This is a genomic window from Actinoplanes sp. GCM10030250, assembly GCF_042666575.1.
Taxonomy (GTDB): Bacteria; Actinomycetota; Actinomycetes; order Mycobacteriales; family Micromonosporaceae; genus Actinoplanes.
In genome coordinates, this window is the sequence record NZ_JBHTDO010000007.1 from 36,682 (window position 1) to 56,054 (window position 19,373).

At 69.2% G+C, this 19,373-nt stretch carries 19 protein-coding genes; 13 read left to right on the forward strand and 6 right to left on the reverse strand.

The window, feature by feature from the left end:
- The first annotated feature begins 1 nt into the window (after nucleotide 1).
- From ACFQV6_RS12025 to ccsB, 4 genes are read left to right on the forward strand one after another with little or no spacing between them, the layout of a single operon-like run.
- Nucleotides 2–559, forward strand: a complete 558-nt coding sequence (locus ACFQV6_RS12025; RefSeq protein ID WP_378027491.1) for a TlpA family protein disulfide reductase — start codon at nucleotides 2–4, stop codon at nucleotides 557–559.
- The gene (locus ACFQV6_RS12030; protein ID WP_378027492.1) at nucleotides 559–1,377 is read left to right on the forward strand and encodes a cytochrome c biogenesis CcdA family protein; all 819 of its coding nucleotides are present in this window, start codon (nucleotides 559–561) and stop codon (nucleotides 1,375–1,377) included. Before ACFQV6_RS12025 ends, ACFQV6_RS12030 begins: the two co-directional genes overlap by 1 nt.
- Entirely contained in the window at nucleotides 1,374–3,002 is a 1,629-nt protein-coding gene (locus ACFQV6_RS12035) for a cytochrome c biogenesis protein ResB (protein ID WP_378027493.1), read from the forward strand. Before ACFQV6_RS12030 ends, ACFQV6_RS12035 begins: the two co-directional genes overlap by 4 nt.
- Nucleotides 3,002–3,970: a c-type cytochrome biogenesis protein CcsB gene (gene ccsB / locus ACFQV6_RS12040; RefSeq protein WP_378027494.1), complete on the forward strand. Its 969-nt coding sequence runs from the start codon at nucleotides 3,002–3,004 to the stop codon at nucleotides 3,968–3,970. The genes ACFQV6_RS12035 and ccsB overlap by 1 nt, the downstream gene beginning before the upstream one ends.
- Nucleotides 3,971–4,858: 888 nt before the next feature.
- Here ccsB and ACFQV6_RS12045 read toward each other — a convergent pair.
- Both ACFQV6_RS12045 and ACFQV6_RS12050 read right to left on the reverse strand, forming a co-directional pair.
- Nucleotides 4,859–5,902 (reverse strand): hypothetical protein, encoded by a 1,044-nt coding sequence (locus tag ACFQV6_RS12045; RefSeq protein ID WP_378027495.1) that lies wholly within the window; start codon nucleotides 5,900–5,902, stop codon nucleotides 4,859–4,861.
- A gap of 159 nt (nucleotides 5,903–6,061) precedes the next feature.
- Nucleotides 6,062–6,931 (reverse strand): hypothetical protein, encoded by an 870-nt coding sequence (locus tag ACFQV6_RS12050; protein ID WP_378027496.1) that lies wholly within the window; start codon nucleotides 6,929–6,931, stop codon nucleotides 6,062–6,064.
- An 80-nt stretch (nucleotides 6,932–7,011) separates the two neighbouring features.
- Between ACFQV6_RS12050 and ACFQV6_RS12055 the strand changes: the two genes are divergently transcribed.
- The 6 genes from ACFQV6_RS12055 to ACFQV6_RS12080 all read left to right on the forward strand — a co-directional run bounded on the left by ACFQV6_RS12055 (nucleotide 7,012) and on the right by ACFQV6_RS12080 (nucleotide 11,915).
- Nucleotides 7,012–8,472 (forward strand): menaquinone biosynthesis decarboxylase, encoded by a 1,461-nt coding sequence (locus tag ACFQV6_RS12055; protein WP_378027497.1) that lies wholly within the window; start codon nucleotides 7,012–7,014, stop codon nucleotides 8,470–8,472.
- A complete protein-coding gene (gene mqnP, locus ACFQV6_RS12060; protein WP_378027498.1) occupies nucleotides 8,469–9,353 on the forward strand; it encodes a menaquinone biosynthesis prenyltransferase MqnP in 885 nt (294 codons plus the stop codon). Before ACFQV6_RS12055 ends, mqnP begins: the two co-directional genes overlap by 4 nt.
- A 31-nt stretch (nucleotides 9,354–9,384) precedes the next feature.
- Complete coding sequence (locus ACFQV6_RS12065) at nucleotides 9,385–9,894, forward strand: SigE family RNA polymerase sigma factor (RefSeq protein ID WP_378027499.1); 510 nt, start codon at nucleotides 9,385–9,387, stop codon at nucleotides 9,892–9,894.
- Nucleotides 9,878–10,888: a hypothetical protein gene (locus ACFQV6_RS12070; RefSeq protein ID WP_378027500.1), complete on the forward strand. Its 1,011-nt coding sequence runs from the start codon at nucleotides 9,878–9,880 to the stop codon at nucleotides 10,886–10,888. Before ACFQV6_RS12065 ends, ACFQV6_RS12070 begins: the two co-directional genes overlap by 17 nt.
- Before the next feature lie 130 nt (nucleotides 10,889–11,018).
- On the forward strand, nucleotides 11,019–11,264 hold the full coding sequence (locus ACFQV6_RS12075; protein ID WP_378027501.1) for a hypothetical protein: 246 nt from the start codon (nucleotides 11,019–11,021) through the stop codon (nucleotides 11,262–11,264).
- Between the two features lie 3 nt (nucleotides 11,265–11,267).
- Nucleotides 11,268–11,915, forward strand: a complete 648-nt coding sequence (locus ACFQV6_RS12080) for a UbiX family flavin prenyltransferase (protein WP_378027502.1) — start codon at nucleotides 11,268–11,270, stop codon at nucleotides 11,913–11,915.
- Here ACFQV6_RS12080 and ACFQV6_RS12085 read toward each other — a convergent pair.
- Nucleotides 11,888–12,163, reverse strand: coding sequence for a BldC family transcriptional regulator (locus tag ACFQV6_RS12085; protein ID WP_045740459.1), 276 nt, complete (start codon nucleotides 12,161–12,163; stop codon nucleotides 11,888–11,890). The two genes, ACFQV6_RS12080 and ACFQV6_RS12085, sit on opposite strands and share 28 nt — an antisense overlap.
- A gap of 211 nt (nucleotides 12,164–12,374) precedes the next feature.
- Here ACFQV6_RS12085 and ACFQV6_RS12090 point away from each other — a divergent pair, with 211 nt between their 5' ends.
- The 3 genes from ACFQV6_RS12090 (at nucleotide 12,375) to ACFQV6_RS12100 (ending at nucleotide 15,241) form a co-directional block, all read left to right on the forward strand.
- Nucleotides 12,375–12,824, forward strand: coding sequence for an Lrp/AsnC family transcriptional regulator (locus ACFQV6_RS12090; protein ID WP_196417080.1), 450 nt, complete (start codon nucleotides 12,375–12,377; stop codon nucleotides 12,822–12,824).
- 1 nt (nucleotide 12,825) lies between these two features.
- Nucleotides 12,826–13,923: a PLP-dependent cysteine synthase family protein gene (locus tag ACFQV6_RS12095; RefSeq protein ID WP_378027503.1), complete on the forward strand. Its 1,098-nt coding sequence runs from the start codon at nucleotides 12,826–12,828 to the stop codon at nucleotides 13,921–13,923.
- A gap of 64 nt (nucleotides 13,924–13,987) precedes the next feature.
- The gene (locus ACFQV6_RS12100; RefSeq protein WP_378027504.1) at nucleotides 13,988–15,241 is read left to right on the forward strand and encodes a hypothetical protein; all 1,254 of its coding nucleotides are present in this window, start codon (nucleotides 13,988–13,990) and stop codon (nucleotides 15,239–15,241) included.
- Here ACFQV6_RS12100 and ACFQV6_RS12105 read toward each other — a convergent pair.
- The 3 genes from ACFQV6_RS12105 to ACFQV6_RS12115 all read right to left on the reverse strand — a co-directional run bounded on the left by ACFQV6_RS12105 (nucleotide 15,225) and on the right by ACFQV6_RS12115 (nucleotide 18,863).
- Nucleotides 15,225–15,854: a putative glycolipid-binding domain-containing protein gene (locus ACFQV6_RS12105; protein ID WP_378027505.1), complete on the reverse strand. Its 630-nt coding sequence runs from the start codon at nucleotides 15,852–15,854 to the stop codon at nucleotides 15,225–15,227. The two genes, ACFQV6_RS12100 and ACFQV6_RS12105, sit on opposite strands and share 17 nt — an antisense overlap.
- Nucleotides 15,855–16,245: 391 nt before the next feature.
- The gene (locus ACFQV6_RS12110; RefSeq protein WP_378027506.1) at nucleotides 16,246–18,057 is read right to left on the reverse strand and encodes a DEAD/DEAH box helicase; all 1,812 of its coding nucleotides are present in this window, start codon (nucleotides 18,055–18,057) and stop codon (nucleotides 16,246–16,248) included.
- Nucleotides 18,058–18,353: 296 nt separating this feature from the next.
- Nucleotides 18,354–18,863: a hypothetical protein gene (locus tag ACFQV6_RS12115; protein WP_378027507.1), complete on the reverse strand. Its 510-nt coding sequence runs from the start codon at nucleotides 18,861–18,863 to the stop codon at nucleotides 18,354–18,356.
- Nucleotides 18,864–19,373: the final 510 nt, after the last annotated feature.

Consider the following 19,373-nt stretch of genomic DNA (forward strand, 5'->3'; position numbering starts at 1 on the left):
CGTGCGCCGCCTCGTCGCCGTCGCTGCCGCGGTTGTCGCCGCCGGTGTCCTGACCGCGTGCAGCGGTGAGGAGAACTGGGCGAAGAAGTGCGATACCACGGCCGACCTGGTGATCGAGTGCGCGCCGGCGGACCGGCCACAGGTTCCCGCGGTGACCGGGGAGTTGCTGGACGGGAAGACGTACGACCTCGCCGCCGAGTCCGGCAAGGTCGTCGTGGTCAACTTCTGGGGCTCGTGGTGCTCGCCGTGCCGGGCCGAGGCGGACGACCTGGAGAAGACCTTCCAGGCGACCAGGGACAAGGGTGTCGCGTTCATCGGCGTGAACTCGCGGGACGACCGGGACGCGGCGATCAACTTCGAGCGCGGCCGGGTCACGTACCCCAGCCTCTTCGACTTCGACGCCAAGGTCGCGCTGAAGTTCGACGTGACCCAGACCAGCACCCCGGCCACACTGATCCTGGACCGTCAGGGCCGGATCGCGGTCGCCCTGCGCCGCGCGACGACGCTGGGCGAGCTCCAGCCCCTGGTGGAGCGGGTGGCAGCGGAGGAGAACCCCTGATGGGCGAAGCGTTCAAGGAGACGGCCCTCAACGGCCCTTTGCTGCTGGCGATCGGTGCGGCGCTCATCGCCGGCCTGGTCAGCATCCTGTCCCCCTGCGTGCTGCCCCTGGTGCCGGGCTACCTGTCGTACGTCACAGGGCTCGCCGGCAGCGACCTGGAAGCGGCGATCGGCACCACCGCCAAACCGGAGGAGCCCGGTGCGGTCGCCACCGTGAGCCGCTCCCGGACGCTGGCCCTCAAGGGCCGGGTGCTGCTCGGCAGCAGCCTGTTCGTGCTCGGCTTCGCGGTGGTCTTCACCCTGCTCACCACGCTTGTCGCCAACATCGGCTTCACCCTGCTGACGCACCGGGACACCCTCAACATCGTGCTCGGCGTCTTGATCATCGTGCTCGGCCTGGGTTACCTGGGCTGGATCCCGGGCTTCCAGCAGGAGGCGCGGATCAGCAGGTTGCCGGCCGCCGGGCTGCTCGGCGCGCCGGTCTTCGGGGCGATCTTCGCGGTCTCGTGGATCCCGTGCGTGGGCCCGACGCTGGCCGCGGTGACCGCCCTGGCGACCACGAGCGGGCGTACCGACCGCGCGGTGATCCTCGCCCTGGCGTTCAGCCTCGGACTCGGCATCCCGTTCATCATCTTCGGGCTCTTCTTCCGCCGTCTGCTCGGCGTCTTCCAGGCGATCCGCCGCAACAGCCGGTGGGTGACCCGGGTCGGCGGTGCCCTGCTCATCGTCACCGGGCTGGCCCTGATCACCGGGCAGTGGAACTACTTCCTGGCATGGCTCATGACCACCCTCAACTTCGGTGGGGAGCTGCTGCTGTGACAGTGGTCGAGGACCGGCCGGACGCGCCCGCGGCGCCGCCGCCACGCCGTCCCAACCCGGTGCTGGCGGTGCTGCGCAACTCGTGGCGGCAGCTGACCAGCATGCGTACAGCGCTCATCCTGCTCTTCCTGCTCGCCGTGGCGGCGGTGCCGGGCTCGGTCTTCCCGCAGCGGTCGGTGAACCGGGAGAACGTCGCGGAATACTTCGCCAAGCATCCGGACCTGGCACCCGTCATCGATCGGCTCGGCGCGTTCGACGTCTACGCGTCACCCTGGTTCGCGGCGATCTACCTGCTGCTCTTCACGTCACTCGTCGGCTGCGTCCTGCCGCGGTTACGTGATCACATTCGGGCGCTGAGAACCGTACCGCCTGATGCTCCGAAGCGGATGGACCGCCTGCCGCAGCATTCCCCGGGGGTTGCGCGGCCGGTGGATCCGGCCGTGGCGGCCGGCGACATCGCGCGTCTCCTGCGCCGCCGGCGCTATCGCACCCGGCTGCGTGAGCTGCCCGGCGGCGAATGGACGGTGGCCGCGGAGAAGGGCCTCCTGAAGGATACCGGCAACCTTCTCTTCCACTTCGCCATGCTGGCGGTCCTGGTCGGCGTCGGTTTCGGGCACTGGTACGGCTGGCACGCGAACCGCCTGCTGGTGGCCGGCCCGGAGCAGGGCTTCTGCAACACGGTCACGCAGTTCGACGACTTCACGCTCGGCCCCCGGGTGACGCCGGCCGACCTGCCGAACATCTGCTTCAAGATGACCGAGTTCGACGCCACCTTCCAGGCCACCGGCCAGCCGAAGTCGTTCATGGCGACGGTGGCCGTCAGCGAGAACGGCGGACCCGACGAGATCCGCTCGTTCACCGTCAACGACCCGCTGCGGCTCGACGGGGCGACGGTCAACCTGATCGGCCAGGGGTACGCGCCGGTGCTGCGCTTCACCGACCGGTACGGCGTGCAGCAGACCAAGATCGTTCCGTTCCTGCCCACCGACGGGATGCTGACGAGCGAGGGTGTCGTCCAGTTCCCGGACGTCAACATCGACCCGAAGACCAACCAGCGCGACAACCGGCTCCAAGTCGGCTTCGAGGGCGTCTACCTGCCCACCGGCGGGACCGACGGGAGTGCCCGGTCCCAGTTCCCGGCCGAGAACAACCCGGTCCTCTACCTCTCCGCCTACCGTGGTGACCTCGGGCTGGACGTGGGCATCCCCGGCTCGGTCTACGCGCTGGACCGGGACCAGATCGCCGGCGGCAAGCTGACGAAGGTCAGCGGCGACCGCCCGTACGTGCTGCGCCCCGGTGAGACCTGGACCCTGGACGACGGCACCAAGCTGGAGTTCGTCGGTACCCGGCACGTCGCGACGCTCTCCGTCCGCCACGACCCGACGAAGGTCCTGATGCTGGTCGGAGCCGTGCTGGGTCTGATGGGGCTGATGCTGTCGCTCTACGTCCGGCGGCGCCGGGTCTGGTTCCGGGTGCTTGCGGCGGACGGCCCGGACGCGAGGGGTAGCGTGATCGAGGCCGGTGGTCTGCCCCGCACCGACCACCCCGGGTTCGCCGACGAGTTCGCGGCGCTCACCGAAGAGGCGGCGGCGCTCAGCCGAGACGTGAAAGAAGGGACGCCCTGATGGCGGAGTTGTCGAACCAGCTGATGGCGCTGACCGTGCTGGCCTATCTGGCCGCGATGGTCTGCTACGCCGGCGAGTACGCGTTCGGCCAGCGCAGCCGGATCGGCAAGGCCGCGGCCCGGCCGGCGAGGCAGCTGGTCGGTTCCGGCGCCCCGCTGGAGTCCGGGCCGCCCGTGATCAAGGTCCCGGCGCCGGCGAAGCCCGGCAAGGGTGAGCTGGCTGGCCGCATCGCTGTCGTCCTCAACCTCATCGCACTCGCCCTGCACCTGGGCGCGACGGTCACCCGCGGCATCGCCGCCGACCGGATGCCCTGGGGCAACATGTACGAGTACATCCTGTCGGTGACGCTGATCGGCTCCGCGGTCTGGGTGACCGTCCTGCTGCGTACGCCGGCCGTCCGGCACCTGGGCCTGTTCGCCTCGCTGAGCCTCGTCGTGCTGCTCGGCGCCGCCGGCCTGGTCGCCTACACCCCGGTCGGCCCGCTGGTGCCGGCGCTCAACTCGTACTGGTACATCTTCCACGTCTCGACGATCATCATCTCGTCCGGCATCTTCCTGGCCGGCGCCGTACCGGCAGTGATGTTCCTGATCAAGAACGGGTACGACGAGGGCAAGCGCCGCTTCCCGTACACGCTCGGCAAGCGGGTGCCGGACGCCGGAATGCTGGAGCGGCTCACCTTCCGCCTGCACGCCTTCGCCTTCCCGCTCTTCACGTTCGGCGCGCTGATCGCCGGTCCGCTGTGGGCCGAGGCGTCCTGGGGCCGGTACTGGGGCTGGGACCCGAAGGAGGTCTGGGCGTTCATCTCCTGGATCGTCTACGCCGCATACCTGCACGCCCGGGCCACGCCCAGCGTGAAGCGCACGGTCGCGACCTGGATCGCCCTGCTCGGCTTCGTGACGATGCTGATGAACCTGTTCGGCATCAACCTGTTCTTCGAGGGCCTGCACTCGTACGCGAACGCCGGCTGATCAGCCGCGGAGACTCATTGCCACTCTGGGTTACTCTATCGATACATCGCGTGATGGTTCAGTGGGGAACACGCGTGAGGTGACTCGGACGCCGCGCGCCGAGCTGCTGTTTCGAGGTGGCCATGGACGGTGTGCACGACCTTGTCATCAATATCGCGGCGGCGGTCATCGTCTTCGTCGCCGGGGTGAGCACCCGCGCCGCGCTGGGAGTGATCAGGTCGTGGCGTGGCCGTTCGTTCTGGGGCCGCAAGCTGCTGCGTGGCCGGATCTACCTCTTCATCGGGGAGTTCACCAGGTTCAACTATCTGGAGCCATCGAACTTCATCGGGCTGGGTGACAGCCACGCGATGCACGAAGTGGCGACGGTGCTCGGCAAGCTGGGCTCAACTCCCAGAATCGCTTACGCATCCCACTTCTCCGATGAGCAGGTCCGGGAGAACCTGATACTGCTCGGACTCGACGAAGTGAACAGTCTGACGCCGGGCGTGCTGGAAAGAATCGGCAGCGGGTTCAGGGTGGATGCCAAGGCGATGGTCATCGAGGATCGGACGACGGGCGAGGTCTACAGCGCGGAATGGGATGTCGACCCGCTGGAGCGGGGCGAGCCCCGGGATTTCGACCGGAGCTGGTTCATCGCGCGCGGGCCTGAGGGCACACCCATTGCGCGGAGGTTCCATCATGACTTCGGCATTCTCATTCGCGGGCAGAACCCGTACGCGCCGGATCGGCGGTTGTTCGTCATGGCCGGCATCTACGGCTTCGGTACCTGGGCGGCAGCCCGGCTGCCGCGCGACCCCGAGTTTCTTCGCCTGACCTCTCAGTTCCGTGACTTCGAGTGCCTGTTCCGGGTGGAGGTGAGGCAGGGTCAGCCGCTGATCAGCTCCGTCGTCACTCTCCGGCCCCTGCCGGTGGTCCCATCGTCGCTGAGCCGGCCAGGGCGCCTGCCCCTCCATGAGGATTCCCGCTCCGAACCGCCAGCGCGGTGTGGACCTGCAGGTATTCCTCTGCCTGCCACCGCTGACGACCCAACCGCTCGTTGAACTCGCGGACTCGGCGGTAGTTGTCCAGCTCGGCTGCCTTGGAGTCGAACTCGGGGTCAGGCATGCGGATGGCTTCCATCCAGGTGTACCGGCCGGGGCCGCCGATACTGTCGAGCAGGCCCGCGAGGTCGGCGCCGAAGACGTGGTAGAAGTTCTTCTGGCCGATCTCGGTCTCGTAGATGACGTCGCCGGGCTGCTCGATCGGATACTCTCCGACGTCGCCGGCGCGCAGCCGGTTCGTCCACTCGGCCTGCAACTGCACCAGGTCGCCGGATACCGACGGAGCAATCAACAATTCGCCGCGACTGTCGGTAACGGCATCGAGCATCTGGAAGTAAGCCGCCCGTCGTGCTGCTGTGGGGATGTGCGCGAGTGCGCTGTACCACGATGTCGTGAGGGCGAAGGGCTGACCGTCGTTGGCCTTCTCGACCAGCGTGCGTACCTCGTCCGGGTCGGCCCGCTCGGTGCCGTGGACGAAAGTGACGGTCACCGTGCAACCCTCCGTGAGGCGAGAGACCGAGCCGGCTATGTAGCCCTCCGTTGCGCCGGGATGGAAGTCCAGCGGGTGTGTCACGTCGAAGCCGTGCCTCTTGACGAGTTCTGTCGTCGCTTTCCGTAGCCCCACTGAGGAGACGTCGTACGCCACCACCCGCAGATCACGCCGGATAGCGCCAAGTTCGACGGGGTACTCGGCGGCGAAGGTGTTGGTGACCCGTCCGGTGCCGTAACCGAAGTCCAGTAGCGACAGCGCCGTGGAGTCCGGCAGCGATTCGACGGCCCTCTGCACGGCACAGCGGAGAGCGGATGCCTCCGCGGTGAGAACACGGACAGACGACCGCTCGTCGTAGCCGGTCCCGAGGTACCGCTCGTCGTAGATTTCCCGTTGAAGCACCGCTTACTGCTCCACTTCTGCGGTTCCGCGCCGAATGCGCGAGCACACCGCGGCACGACTGTGCACCTTGTGTGTTACCAGATCAAGTGTCACTCATGGTGACTACTCGGTGTCGTCGAATGCTGGTACGGCCGCCCGCCTCGGTTCGGTTCAGCCGTGTCAGGAGCAGTCGCCCGCGGTCCAGGTGTCGTAACGGGTGACCCAGTCGAGGCAGAAGCCGCCCCGGCGCTGCTGCTGATCGGCCTCCGCGCCGGTCAGCGTGCCGACGTCCTCGCGCCAGAAGCGGGCCGGCCCTCCGCCGGGCGGGCGGAGCTGGACGTTGTCCACGGTGACCTTCGGCACGTCGATCTGCGTCGGGCGGCTGGAGTCGACGTGCACCTCGACGTACTGCTCGATGTTGGCGTTCGTGCCGATCGGCAGCTGCTGCGTGGTCAGCAGGTTCCACCTGTTGTTCCACCAGAGCCAGGCGCGCCAGACCCCGTTCGCGTCGGAGTTCAGGTCGAGCCAGATCTGGTCGCCGGGGCGGACCGTGTACTGGTCGTAGAACTGCCAGACGTTGGTGTTCGTGTTGAACGTGTAGATGTGCTGGCGGCCGGGGGTGGCCCAGCCGGTCTCCGCCCAGCCCGCCTCGAGCCACGAGATCCGGCCCAGGCCCATGTCCCGTTTGGCCATGAAGCGGCCGGCCACGAAGTCGTAGGTGTGCGGGCGTACCGAGCCGTCGACGACCGAGAAGCGGCCGGACACCCCGCTCCACTGCCCGCTCGTCCCGGCGCCCAGGTGGTGGTAGCCGCTCGGGGTGAAGGCGCCGGGGCGCTTCACCTGTACCCCCGACTCGAGGATGCGGCCGGCGGCCCGGCACGCTTTCGGTGCCTTCGGCCCGGCCGGACCGGTCGGTGGCCGGGTCGACTGCTTGCCCGGAGAGCACTCCGGCAGGCGCGACGACCGGGCCGAGTTCGCCGGTGCGGTTATCGCGAGGCCGGCGACGAGCCCGGTCGCGGCGAACCACCGGGCCACGTTGCGGAGTCTCACGCCTCGCTCAACGCGAGAAACCGATCACGAGTGACGGGCCTGCGCGGGGTGTGGCGGGGTCCCGGTGCCAGACTGGGGTCATGGCGTCCCGTGGATTCCCCCATGCCGATCTGCAGAGCTTCCTCGCCGCCCTCGAGGAGGCCGGTGAACTGCGGCGCATCACCGTGCCGGTGGACCCGACGCTGGAGATCAGCGAGGTGGTGACGCGCGCCGTGCGGGCCGGTGGCCCGGCGCTGCTCTTCGAGAACCCGACGCGCGGCGACATGCCGGTGGCGATCAACCTGTTCGGTTCCGAGAAGCGGATGGCCATGGCGCTCGGCGTGGAGACGCTCGACGAGGTCGGTGACCGGATCGGCGCGATGATCAAGCCGGAGCTGCCGGTCGGCTGGTCCGGAATCCGTGAGGGCATCGGCAAGGTGTTGCAGCTCAAGTCGCTGCCGCCGAAGAAGGTCAAGACCGCCCCCTGCCAGGAGGTGGTGCTCAAGGGCGACGAGGTCGATCTGGACCGGCTGCCCGGCCTGCAGATCTGGCCCGGTGACGGCGGCGTCTTCCACAACTTCGGGCTGACCCACACCAAGCACCCGGAGACCGGCAAGCGCAACCTCGGCCTCTACCGCCTCCAGCAGCACTCGAAGAACACGCTCGGCATGCACTGGCAGATCCACAAGGACTCCACAGCGCACCACGCGGTCGCCGAGCGGCTCGGGCAGCGTCTCCCGGTCGCCATCGCGATCGGTGCCGACCCGGTGGTCTGTTACGCGGCGAGTGCCCCGCTGCCGTCCGACATCGACGAGTACCTGTTCGCCGGCTACCTGCGCGGCGAGCGGGTCGAGATGGTCGACTGCGTGACCGTGCCGCTGCAGGTCCCGGCCGAGTCGCAGATCATCCTGGAGGGATACCTGGAGCCGGGCGAGCGGATGCCGGAGGGCCCGTTCGGCGACCACACCGGCTATTACACGCCGGTCGAGCCGTTCCCGGTGCTGCACATCGAGTGCATGACCATGCGGAAGAAGCCGATCTACCACTCGATCGTCACGTCGCAGCCGCCGCAGGAGGACCACGGCCTGGGCAAGGCCACCGAGCGGATCTTCCGGCCGCTGCTGAAGATGATGATCCCGGACATCGTCGACTACGACCTGCCGGCCGCCGGGGTGTTCCACAACTGCGCCATCGTGTCGATCAAGAAGCGTTACCCGAAGCACGCGCAGAAGGTGATGAACGCGATCTGGGGCGCCCACCTGATGTCGCTGACCAAGCTCATCGTGGTGGTGGACGAGGACTGCGACGTGCACGACTATCAGGAGGTCGCGTTCCGGGCCTTCGGCAACGTCGACTACGCCCGCGACCTGCTGCTCACCGAGGGGCCGGTGGACCACCTGGACCACTCGTCCTACCAGCAGTTCTGGGGCGGCAAGGCGGGCGTCGACGCCACCCGTAAGCTGCCCGCCGAGGGATACACCCGGGGGTGGCCGGAGGAGATGGTGATGGCACCCGAGGTCGTGTCGCTCGTCGACAAGCGGTGGAAGGAATACGGGTTGTGACAACGGTCGAGCAGCCTGGGAAGGTCAAGTCCTTCCTGCGCCTGGTCATGATCGAGCACTCGGTCTTCGCCCTGCCGTTCGCCTATCTGGCGGCGCTGGTGGCGATCGACCGGGACGGCACCGGCCGGCACTGGGGCGACCTCGTGCTGATCACCATCGCGATGGTGGCCGGGCGCACGTTCGCGATGGCGGCGAACCGGATCCTGGACCGCAAGATCGACGCGCTGAACCCGCGGACCCAGAACCGGGAACTGGTCACCGGCGCGGTGAGCGTGCGGACGGCCTGGACCGGCGCGCTGGTCTCGCTCGTCGTCCTGATCGTCGCGGCCGGCCTGCTCAACCCGCTCTGCCTGCTCCTCTCCCCGCTCGCGGTGATCCCGCTGGTCGTCTACCCGTACGCCAAGCGGTTCACGAACTTCCCGCACTACGTGCTGGCCCTGGCCCAGGCGGTTGCCCCGGTCGGCGCCTGGCTGGCCATCACCGGCACGTTCGAGGGCTCCGGGCCGGCCTGGGTACTCGGCGTCGCTGTGGGGCTCTGGATCGGTGGTTTCGACATCATCTATGCCTGCCAGGACGTGGAGGTGGACCGCCGGATCGGTGTGCACTCGACCCCGGCCCGCTTCGGCGTGCGTACCGCCCTGCACATCTCAACCGTCACGCACGTCGTCACGTTCGCCCTGTTCGTCTGGTTCGGCCAGCTCGTCGGGCTGGGCTGGCTGTGGTGGCTGGGCCTGCTCCTCGCCGCCGGCGGACTCGTCTACCAGCACGTGGTGGTGACCGAGAACGACCTGTCCAAGGTCAACCGGGCGTTCTTCACGGCGAACGGCTTCATCGGCATCGCGCTGTTCGTCTTCGCCCTGCTCGATCTCGTCCTGCTGTAACCGATCTCCGGCGACCCTCCGTCTAACCGGCGTGAGCGATCGAGAGGCGGAGTTCCGCGAGTTCGTCGGCGCGCGGATGGAGTCGCTGCGCGGGCTGGCGTATCTCACGTGCGGCGACTGGCAGGTGGCCGAGGACGCCGTCCTGTCCGCGCTGGCCCGCCTGTACGCGAAGTGGAACCGCGTCGGCAACCATGACGCGTACGCGCGTACCGCTGTGGTGCGGGCCGCAATCGACGAGACCCGCCGCCCGTGGTGGCGGCGCGAGCAGTCGCACAGCCACGCCATGCCCGACCCGGCGGAGCCGGACGGCACCCACGTCGTGGACGAGCGGTTGCGGGTGCGTGAGGCACTCTCCGGCCTGCCACCCCGCCAGCGCGCGGTGCTGGTGCTGCGCTTCCTGGAAGGGCTCAGCGTGCAGCAGACCGCTGAGGCACTGCGCTGCCCGGCCGGCACGGTCAAGGCCTACACCTCGCGCGGCCTCGGTGCGCTGCGCCAGATCCTCGGCACCGAGCTGGAGGCCCGCTATGAAACCACTGTCTGAGCTGCTGGAGGAGGCGAGGAAGGGCGGCCCACCGCCGCGTTTCGACGTGGACGACATGGTCGCCGCGGGACAGCGCCGGGTGCGGCGCAGGACCACCGAGTGGGGGTTCGCGGCGCTGGTGGCGGTGGCCCTGGCGATCGGGGTGCCGCAGGTCCTGCTCGGGAACAGCGAGCGGCAGGTGGTGTCACCGGCCACGGCGACCGCCGCACCGGTGCCGCGCTACTCCTTCACCTTCCCGTTCCGTGGTTACACCGCCGGGGAGTACCGGGTGATGGACCCGGAGACGGTACGGCTGGGCCGGATGTCCGCGGCCATCAACCGGGACGGTAAGGAGGCGGGAACCCTGAGCGTGTACCCGCCGGGTGCGGAGCTCGCCCGCCTCCACGGAGGAAAGGTCACCGCGGCCGAGCCGGTCCACGGCCGGACGGCCGCCTATCTGGCCACCGGCTACGGCGGCGAGGCACTGGCCTGGACATACGCCGACGGCACGGTAGTCATGGTGGACCTACTTCTGGGCGGCAGCCGCGCCGACGTCCGCCGGATCGCCGAGGGCTTCACGCTCGGTGCGGGGGAGCCCGCACGGCTCGGCTTCCGGGTGTCCTACGTGCCGGACGACTATCGGCTGGTCAACGTGTCGGCGTCCCGCCGGTCCGGCGCGGCGGACTCCCTCGCCTACCTCCTGCCTGCCGCAGCGGCCGAGGCGTTGCTTGCGGACCCCGATCGGTCGATTCCCTCGACGAGGATGGACGAGGTGATCGGCATCAGGATCGCGCCGGTGAAGGACCTGCCGGAGACATCGGTCGAGCCGGCGTGCACGGCGGGGAGCTGCACGATGCTGACCGGTGACAAGAGGTACGGGCTGGAGGTCTTCGGACGCGGCATCGATGCGCCGGAGCTCCGGAAGATCTTCGACTCGATCCTGCAGGCCGACCTGACCGACCCGTCCACCTGGTACCCGGTCGACGACGCCTTCCCGGCATCGGTCCGGATGTAACCCGGCATGCCCTCGTTCTCGTCAATATCCCGTGAGCAGTGGGCCGGCGGAATCGATCTGCCGGAGCCGGTCGTGCCCGACCAGACGGGGGCGGTGCACGACCGGCTCGCGGACGCGATGCGTCATGCGAATGTCTGACCTGCAGGGGGTTCAGAAGGACGCGCCGCCCCTGCGCTACGGCGTTGACGACATCATCGTGGCCGGCCGCCGCCGCAAGCGCCGCCGCACCGCGGCCTGGGCTGCCGGCACCGCTCTGGCCGTGGTCGCCGCGATCGCCGCGCTGGTGTTCGCCGGCCGGACTGCGGCCGAGCGCCCGGACACCCCTGCGGTCACCAGCCCGGCGCCCTCATCGGGCCCGGACGCCAGGCACACTTGAGGTATGCGTCAACCCTGGATCGTCGGCGTCTCCGGAGCCTCCGGCACCCCGTATGCGAAATCGGTGCTCACCGCTCTGCTGGACGCCGGCGAGCCGGTGGACCTGGTCGTCTCCCGTGCCGCCCGCCTGACCCTGCTGGATGAGACGGGCGCGACGGTCCGCGACGCCCACTGGAAGGACGACGTGGCGGCGTGGCTCGGCCGGGACCTCGGCGATCTGGCCTACTGGCCTGCCGGGGACCTGGCGGCCGGGCCGAGCAGTGGCTCGTACCCGGCGCGCGGCATGGTGGTGGTGCCGGCGAGTACCGCGGCGTGTGCGGGCATCGCGATCGGGCTCTCCAAGGACCTGCTGCAACGCGCTGCCGAGGTCAACCTGAAGGAACGACGGCGAACTGTCGTCGTGCCTCGGGAGACACCGGTGACGCGAAGCCACCTGGAGCACCTGATCGCTCTGCACGATGCTGGGGCGGTGGTGCTGCCGGCCAGCCCGGGCTTTTACGGGTCCGGTGCTGACGCGACGGCACAACAGCTGATCGATTTTGTCGCCGGCAAGGTGGTGGACGCTTTAGGCGTACCCCACACGCTTTTCCGAAGATGGACCGGCGATCTGGGTGAGGGACGCTCTCAGCGCAATCCGTTGGGCGGGCCGTAGCCCGCACCCGGATTGCTCGGGCCGTTGTTACGCGGCTTGTTGGCAGCGTCGTCCTCGCGCATTTCCTCGATCACGCCATCGCCCTCAAGCAGGGCGCGTACCTCGGACTCGCGGAATCGGCGGTGTCCACCCGGAGTGCGGATGCTGCCGATGCGCCCGGCTGCGGCCCAACGCGTCACCGTCTTGGGGTCGACGCGGAACAACGCGGCCACCTCGCCCGGTGTCAGCAGACGATCTCCAGTGTCCACAACCCCCTCCTCGGTTTGGTATCTGGAGCGGCCGTGGTCACGGTGAGTGGCGGCGTGCTCGATCTGGACGTAAAGCCATTAGAGCACCGCCCCTGAACCAAGTCCGTGAAATGCGGAAAAAGCCCCGATTGCGACAGTGGTCATTATCCTGCTGCCCATTCGCCGCTACCGGGCGTGAAGGTGGGAGCTCCACCCGATTAGGGTTTGAACCATGGACTCCATCGACCTCCGGCTGATCGACCTGCTACGAGAGAACGCTCGCTCGTCGTACGCCGAACTCGCCCGCAAGGTCGGGCTCTCCGCACCCGCCGTGCACGAGCGAGTCGGTAAGCTCGAGACCGCCGGAACGATCCGCGGCTACCGGGCGGACATCGATCACGAGGCGATCGGGCTCGGCGTCACCGCGCTGATCGGCATCATCGAGGACTCCGGTGCGGACACCGACGACGTGCTCGCCGCCGTCCGTGCCATGCCCGAGGTGGAGAGCTGCTATTTCATGGCCGGCGTGGAGTCTTACCAGCTCATCGTGCGGGTCGGCACGATCGCGGAACTGGAGCAGCTGATCGTGCGGATCAATCGGACGCCGGGTGTCGCATCGACGCGCACCGCGATAGCGCTCTCCACGAAGTGGGAGCACCGGCCCCAGCCCGGTCTCGGCTGACATGGAGCCCACCTCGCTCGACCGCTCCGACGGCGTCTCCCGCGACTGGGCCCGCGACGCGATCGCCATGGTCGAGGCGGACGCCAACCGGTCCGCCGACACACACCTGCTGCCGTTCCCCCTGCCGCGGTCCTGGGGCATCGACCTCTATCTCAAGGACGAGTCCTCACACCCCACGGGTTCACTCAAACATCGCCTGGCACGATCGCTTTTCCTGTACGCACTCTGCAATGGCTGGATCGGGCCCCGGACGACGATCGTGGAAGCATCGTCCGGATCGACTGCGGTGAGCGAGGCGTATTTCGCCCGAATGCTCGGTCTGCCGTTCATCGCCGTGATGCCGTCGGCCACCTCCACGGAGAAGATCTCGCTCATCGAGTTCCAGGGCGGCAAGTGCCACCTGGTGGCCGACGGGACCCAGGTGGTGGCCGAGGCGCGGCGGCTCACGGCGGATCTGGGCGGCCACTTCATGGACCAGTTCACCCACGCCGAGCGGGCCACCGACTGGCGGGGCAACAACAACATCGCGGAGTCGATCTACAGCCAGCTGGAGCTGGAACGGCATCCCATACCGGCGTGGATCGTGGTCGGTGCGGGCACCGGCGGCACCAGTGCGACCATCGGCCGATATGCCCGGTACCGCCGATTTCCGACCAAGCTGTGCGTTGTCGACCCCGACGGGTCGGCCTTCTGGCAGGCTTACCTCGCCGGTGACTACAGCCTCGTGACCGGCAAGGGCTCCCGCATCGAGGGGATCGGCCGCCCGCGGGTGGAACCCTCGTTCCAGCCCTCGGTGGTGGACCGGATGATGCAGGTCCCGGACGCCGCGTCGCTCGCCGCCATGCGGACCGGCTCCGAGGTCCTGGGCCGGCGGGTGGGTGGCTCGACCGGCACCAACCTGTGGGGCGCGTTCCGGGTGATCGCCGAGATGCTCGCGGCCGGGCGCACCGGCTCCGTGGTCACGCTGATCTGTGACGGCGGCGAGCGCTACGCCTGCACCTACTACTCCGACGACTGGGTCGCCGGGCAGGGCCTGGACCTGGCACCGTATTCGGCAGTGGTTCAGCGCTTCCTGCACGACGGCGGCTGGCCGGGATAGCCCATATCGACAGGCCGTGATTAGATCCACGGTCGTGGAAGATCACTCACGTTCGAGGTCGGCCGTGGCCGCCGCCCTCCTGGCCGCCGTCCTCGTCGTGGGCGGCGCCCTCGCAGTGATCCTGTGGCCGGGCCCGGACGAACCGGCCGAAGCGGTGCCGGCCCCGGCCGTGACCCGCCCGCCGACACCGTTCGAGCAGTCCCTCACCCGGCTCGAGGCGCAGGCGGCCGCGCTCACCGCCGCGGACGAGAAGGCGTGGCTCGCGCCGATCGACTCCAAGCAGCCCGCCATCGTGGCCGCGTTCCGCACGATCTACCGCAACCTGCACGGTCTCGGGGTCGGCCACGTCGAGTACCACGGCAAGCCGCACGTGGACAAAGCGGCGGCGGGCAGCGTCCGGGTCGACGCCACGCTCTCGTACTGCTTCAAGGGCGGCTCCTGCCCGCCCTGGCGTGCCGGTGGCCACGACGGGCCACCCCGCATCGCCCAGGTGATCACCTTCACCCTGCGCGGCGACAAGTACGTGATCACCGCGCTGGACAAGGGCAACGTCGACTACCTGGTCAACCCTCCCTGGCAGAAGCAGCAGCTGGCCTTCGCGCAGGGCGAACGCGTCGTCCTGGCCACCTCCGGGAGCCAGAAGAAACAGCTGAAGAGGTTCCTGCCGATCGCCGAGAAGGCCGCCCGGGTCGTCGACCGCTACGCCGCCATGATCGGCAACAAGCAGGGTGCCCGCTATCGGGTCTACCTCGCCGACGACAAGGCCTGGAAGTCCTGGTACGGCGGCAACAAGATCAAATGGGCCATCGGGTACGCCGTACCGCTCAACACCGTCGGCACCGACGTCGTCCTGCGAATCAGCAAGGTCCTCGAGGAACAGGACGTCTCCGTCATCGTCCAGCACGAGCTCGGCCACGTGGCCACCCTCGCCGGCATAACCAACCGTGACACCGACGACGACCAGTGGCTGGTCGAAGGGCTCGCCGAGTACATCGGCGCCCACCCGAAGAAGCCGCAGAACACCTACAACCGCTACGTCCTGGCCGAAGCGTTCGGTGAGCGCGGGGCTCCCAAGACCATCGCGGTGCCCTCGCTGACCAACAAGTCCGACGATCTGACCGTCAACACGCTCTACGCGATGGGCCACTACGCCAGCGCGTGCATGGCCACCAAGTTCGGCGAGCCTCGGCTGATGAAGTTCGCCGACCTGATCCTGCGGCAGGGGAAGAAGCCGGACGAGGCCTCCAGGGCCGCCTACGGCAAGCCGTTCAAGACCGTCGACAAGGGGTGCCTGAGCTGGATCAAGAGCCGGGTCTGACCCTTCGCGCCAGGCCCGGATATTCCTCGACGAACCCCTCGTCGTCCAGGATCAGGTCCGCGCTGAACGTCTCGCTCGCGAACCGCACCCGATTGTCGCCGAGCGGCGTGTAGATCTGGTCCGCCTGCACCACCTCCAGGCTCGGCACCAGCACCCACGCGACATTGAGCCGGTGCGCGACCCCGGTCTCCGCCGTGCCCAGATGCAGACGACGGATCGGCAGCGTGTTGGTCAGCGGCGAGCCACCCAGGTCCGCGTCGAACGCACCGTAGAGCAGATCGGGATCCTCACTGCCCGGCAGCCCGGCGCGAGCGTGACCGGAAGCGACAAGCGCCGCGTCCAGATCCCCCTGCTCGGAGGCAGTGATCCGCCAGCGCCCGGCAGCCAGCTCCAACCGCACACTCCGCGCCCAGCCGGCACCCTCCGCGCGAACGTCCAGACGGGTGGTCACCCAATCAGGATCGGTCTGCAGCTCGTAATGACACGCATACGGCACAGGCCCGGCCGCGAGGGCCGTGCCGTGCGCGTAAAGCCCGGTCCGTGACTCGAGAAGTGCATGCTCCGCACCGGACACATCCCGGCGCTCCCAGAACAGCGCGGTAGGCAGCGGCATGCCGGTAACGTACCCGCTTTCCCGCTTTTGGTGCGCTGGGTGGGCAGCTTGCGCTTCATCCGGATTTTGTACGCCGGACGAACGGCTCTCCACTGCCCACGCGAGGTGGTTGCCCGGTTCCGACCATGCCGCGACTGCCGGGCGTGAGGGGGTGGGCGCCCTTGAATCAACAAACCCGCCTCTGCCCCCGCCTGCCGCTGCCTCCGCCTGCCACTGCTTGCCGCTGCCTCTGCCTGCCGCTGCCTCCGCCGCCGCTGCCTCTGCCTGCCGCTGCCTCTGCCTGCCGCTGCCTCCGGGAGCATTGCTTCTGGGCCGCCGATACTGAAGCAGGCCCCGCCACGCGATTGCGTGTCGGGGCCTGCGTCGTCAGATCAGTGGCGTGCCTGCCGGATCAGTAGCTCCGGGCCGGGCGGGACTGCCCGAAACGACCCGACGGGCCCTCCCGGCGGTCCGTGCGGTGGCTGTCGCGCCGCTGGCCGATCGGGCGGTCGCCGGTCGGGCGGTCACCGTTACGGACCGGGCGGTCAGCGAACGGACGGTCGCCGAAGTGGCGCTCGCCGCCGCCGGTCCGCTCGGTACGCGCCGGGCGGTCACCGTAGTTGCTGCGCGGACGGTCCCCGAACTGGCGGTCGCCGCCGGCCGGACGGTCACTCGCCGGACGGTCGCCGCCGGACGGGCGGTCCCCGCCGAACTGACGGTCGCCATCGCTGCGAGCCGGGCGGTCACCGAACTGGCGGTCGCCGCCGAACTGCCGGTCACCGGTCGGACGGTCACCGTACGGACGTCGCGGGCGGTCACCGAAGCTGCGGTCGCTGCCGTTGCGGTCACCGTACGAACGCTGCGGACGGTCACCGTAGGAACGCTGCGGGCGGTCCCCGAACCGGCGCGGACGGTCCCCGCCACGCTCACGGCGGGACTCCGGCTCCTCGACGACCGGGATGCCACTCGGCTCCCGGGCGCCGGTGACCTCGGCGAGCTTCTCGTCGCCGAGCCGCACCCGGTACTCACCGGGGTTGACGCCCGCCTTGGACATCATCGCCTGCGTGGTCCGGCGCTGCTTCGGCAGAACCAGCGTGACGACCGCACCGGACTCGCCGGCCCGAGCCGTACGACCGGCGCGGTGCAGGTAGTCCTTCGGGTCCTTCGGCGGGTCCACGTGGACCACGAGCGAGATGCCGTCGACGTGGATGCCCCGGGCCGCGACGTCGGTCGCGACCAGGACGTTCGTCCGGCCTTCCTTGAACTCGGCGAGCGTGCGGGTACGCACCCGCTGGGTCTTGCCGCCGTGCAGCGCACCGGCGCGCACGCCGACCGCCGCCATCTGCTCGACCAGCCGGTCCACGCCCATCTGGGTGCGGGCGAAGACGATGGTCTTGCCCTCCCGGTTGGCGATCGACGCGGTGATCGGGAACTTCTCGGCCGGCGGGATCAGCAGCAGGTGGTGATCCATCGTGGACACGCTCGCCTCGGCGGGCGCGGTCGAGTGGGTCACCGGGTTGTGCATGAACCGCTTGACCAGCGTGTCGACGTCGCCGTCCAGAGTGGCCGAGAACAGCAGGCGCTGCGCGTTCTCCGGCGTCTTGGACAGCAGGTCGGTGACCTCGGGCAGGAAGCCCATGTCGGCCATCTGGTCGGCCTCGTCGAGTACGGTGACCTCGACGTCGCCGAGCTTGCAGGCGCCGCGCTCGATCAGGTCGGCGAGCCGGCCCGGAGTGGCGACGATCACCTCGACGCCACGGCGCAGCGCGTCCATCTGACGGTCGTACGGCACGCCGCCGACAGCTGTCTTCAGGAACACGCCGACCGAACGGCCGATCGGCATCAGCGCGTCGGCGACCTGCATCGCCAGCTCGCGCGTGGGAACCAGGATCAGGGCCTTCGGGTGGTGCGGGCGAGCCTTGCCGCTCTGCGCCGTGCGCGCGAGCACCGGCAGGCCGAAGGCGAGGGTCTTGCCGGAGCCGGTCTGGCCGCGGCCGAGCACGTCACGGCCGGCGAGCGCGTCCGGAACGGTGGCCGACTGGATCTCGAACGGGGTGGTGATGCCCTCGCGGGTGAGGACTCGGACGATCTCGGCGGGAACACCCAGATCGGCGAAGGTCTGCACCGGGGCGGCGGGGGCGGCCGCGGTCTCCGGCTCCGGGATTTCGGTGCTGGGGGTCTCGAGTACGGACGGGAACGTGCTGGGATCAGCGAAAGTGGTCAAGAGAACCTCTCTACGGGGGCGCATGCTCGCGAAATGGCCCGCCGCGGCCCTGAAGACCGCTCGCTGAAATGCCCGCAAGAACGCCCGTGGCGTGCACCGGGTGGGCACGCCGCTTCAATAACTACCATCAGTGTACGGGGCAACGTCTGCACCACCGACCGCATTCCCGGCGGGTAGTGGGCAGGCTCACCCCGGAGCGCAACCTCGCCAGCTTAGGCCGCAGGACGTTGAGCGGCAAAATTCCGGGGTCACCGGTCCGGGGTCGTCCGTACGGTCAGCGTCCGCTCAGCGGCGGATCAGCTGGTGAGATTCTTGATCATGTTGGTGAAGGCGTCACCCGCCGTGAACACGAAGATGAGGCTCACCGTGACGAGCAGGCCCAGGACGGCCAGCATGGCGACGACCACCTTGAAATTGCTGCGGCGCTGCTCGACGGGCGCGTCGTACCAGCCCTGAGCCAGAATGTGGCCGGTCAGCGAACCGGAGTTCTCCAGCGGGTCGGAGACCGGCATCGTCATGTCGATCGACGGATATCCGCCGGTGCTGTAAACCGTCCCCTGCCCACGCTGCTGCGGCACGCCACCGGGCACCGGGTTCACCGGGGTGGTCTGCGCCGGACCGTAGGTGGACGGTGTCGGGTATCCGGTTGGCACCGGCTGCGTCATGTCGGGAACCGGCTGGGTCATGTCGATGTTCTCCGGCTGGGAGGAGCGGGTCGCCGGTGGCTTACCGAACGACGTGGGTGGCAGACCAGCCGGGCCGGCGCTGGGCGGCAAAGTGTAGGCGGGCAGCGCACTCCCGATCATGGGAGGCGGAACGAACGGGGCCGGAGCAGGACCCGGACCGGGCGGGACCGGGCTCGGACCAGGACCGGGCGGCACGGGGCTCGGACCAGGACCGGGTGGGACAGGGCTCGGACCGGGACCGGGCGGCACAGGGCTCGGCCCAGGACCAGGCGGCACAGGGCTCGGCCCAGGGCCTGGTGGGACCGGTCCAGGTGGTTCGGGAGTGGGCGGAATCGGACTCGGCGTCGGCTTGATCGGCTCCGGCTCGGTCGGCTTCGGCTCGGTCGGCTTGGGCTTTTCCGGCTGCGGAGCGGGCTCGGCGGGGTCCGGTGCCGGCTCGGGGCTGGTCTCGGGAGCCGCGGGCTTGGCCGCAGCCCCGTAGACGGCCGGCCGGCCGGCGGAGTGCACCTCACCGGAGTCGGGCCGGATCGCACCGGGCACCGAAGCGCGCGCCGCACCCAGGCCCGGGACGGCGGAGATCGGGCGCGCGGATCCGCCGTTGCTCGAAGCCGGTGCGGTCGAAGCCGGTGC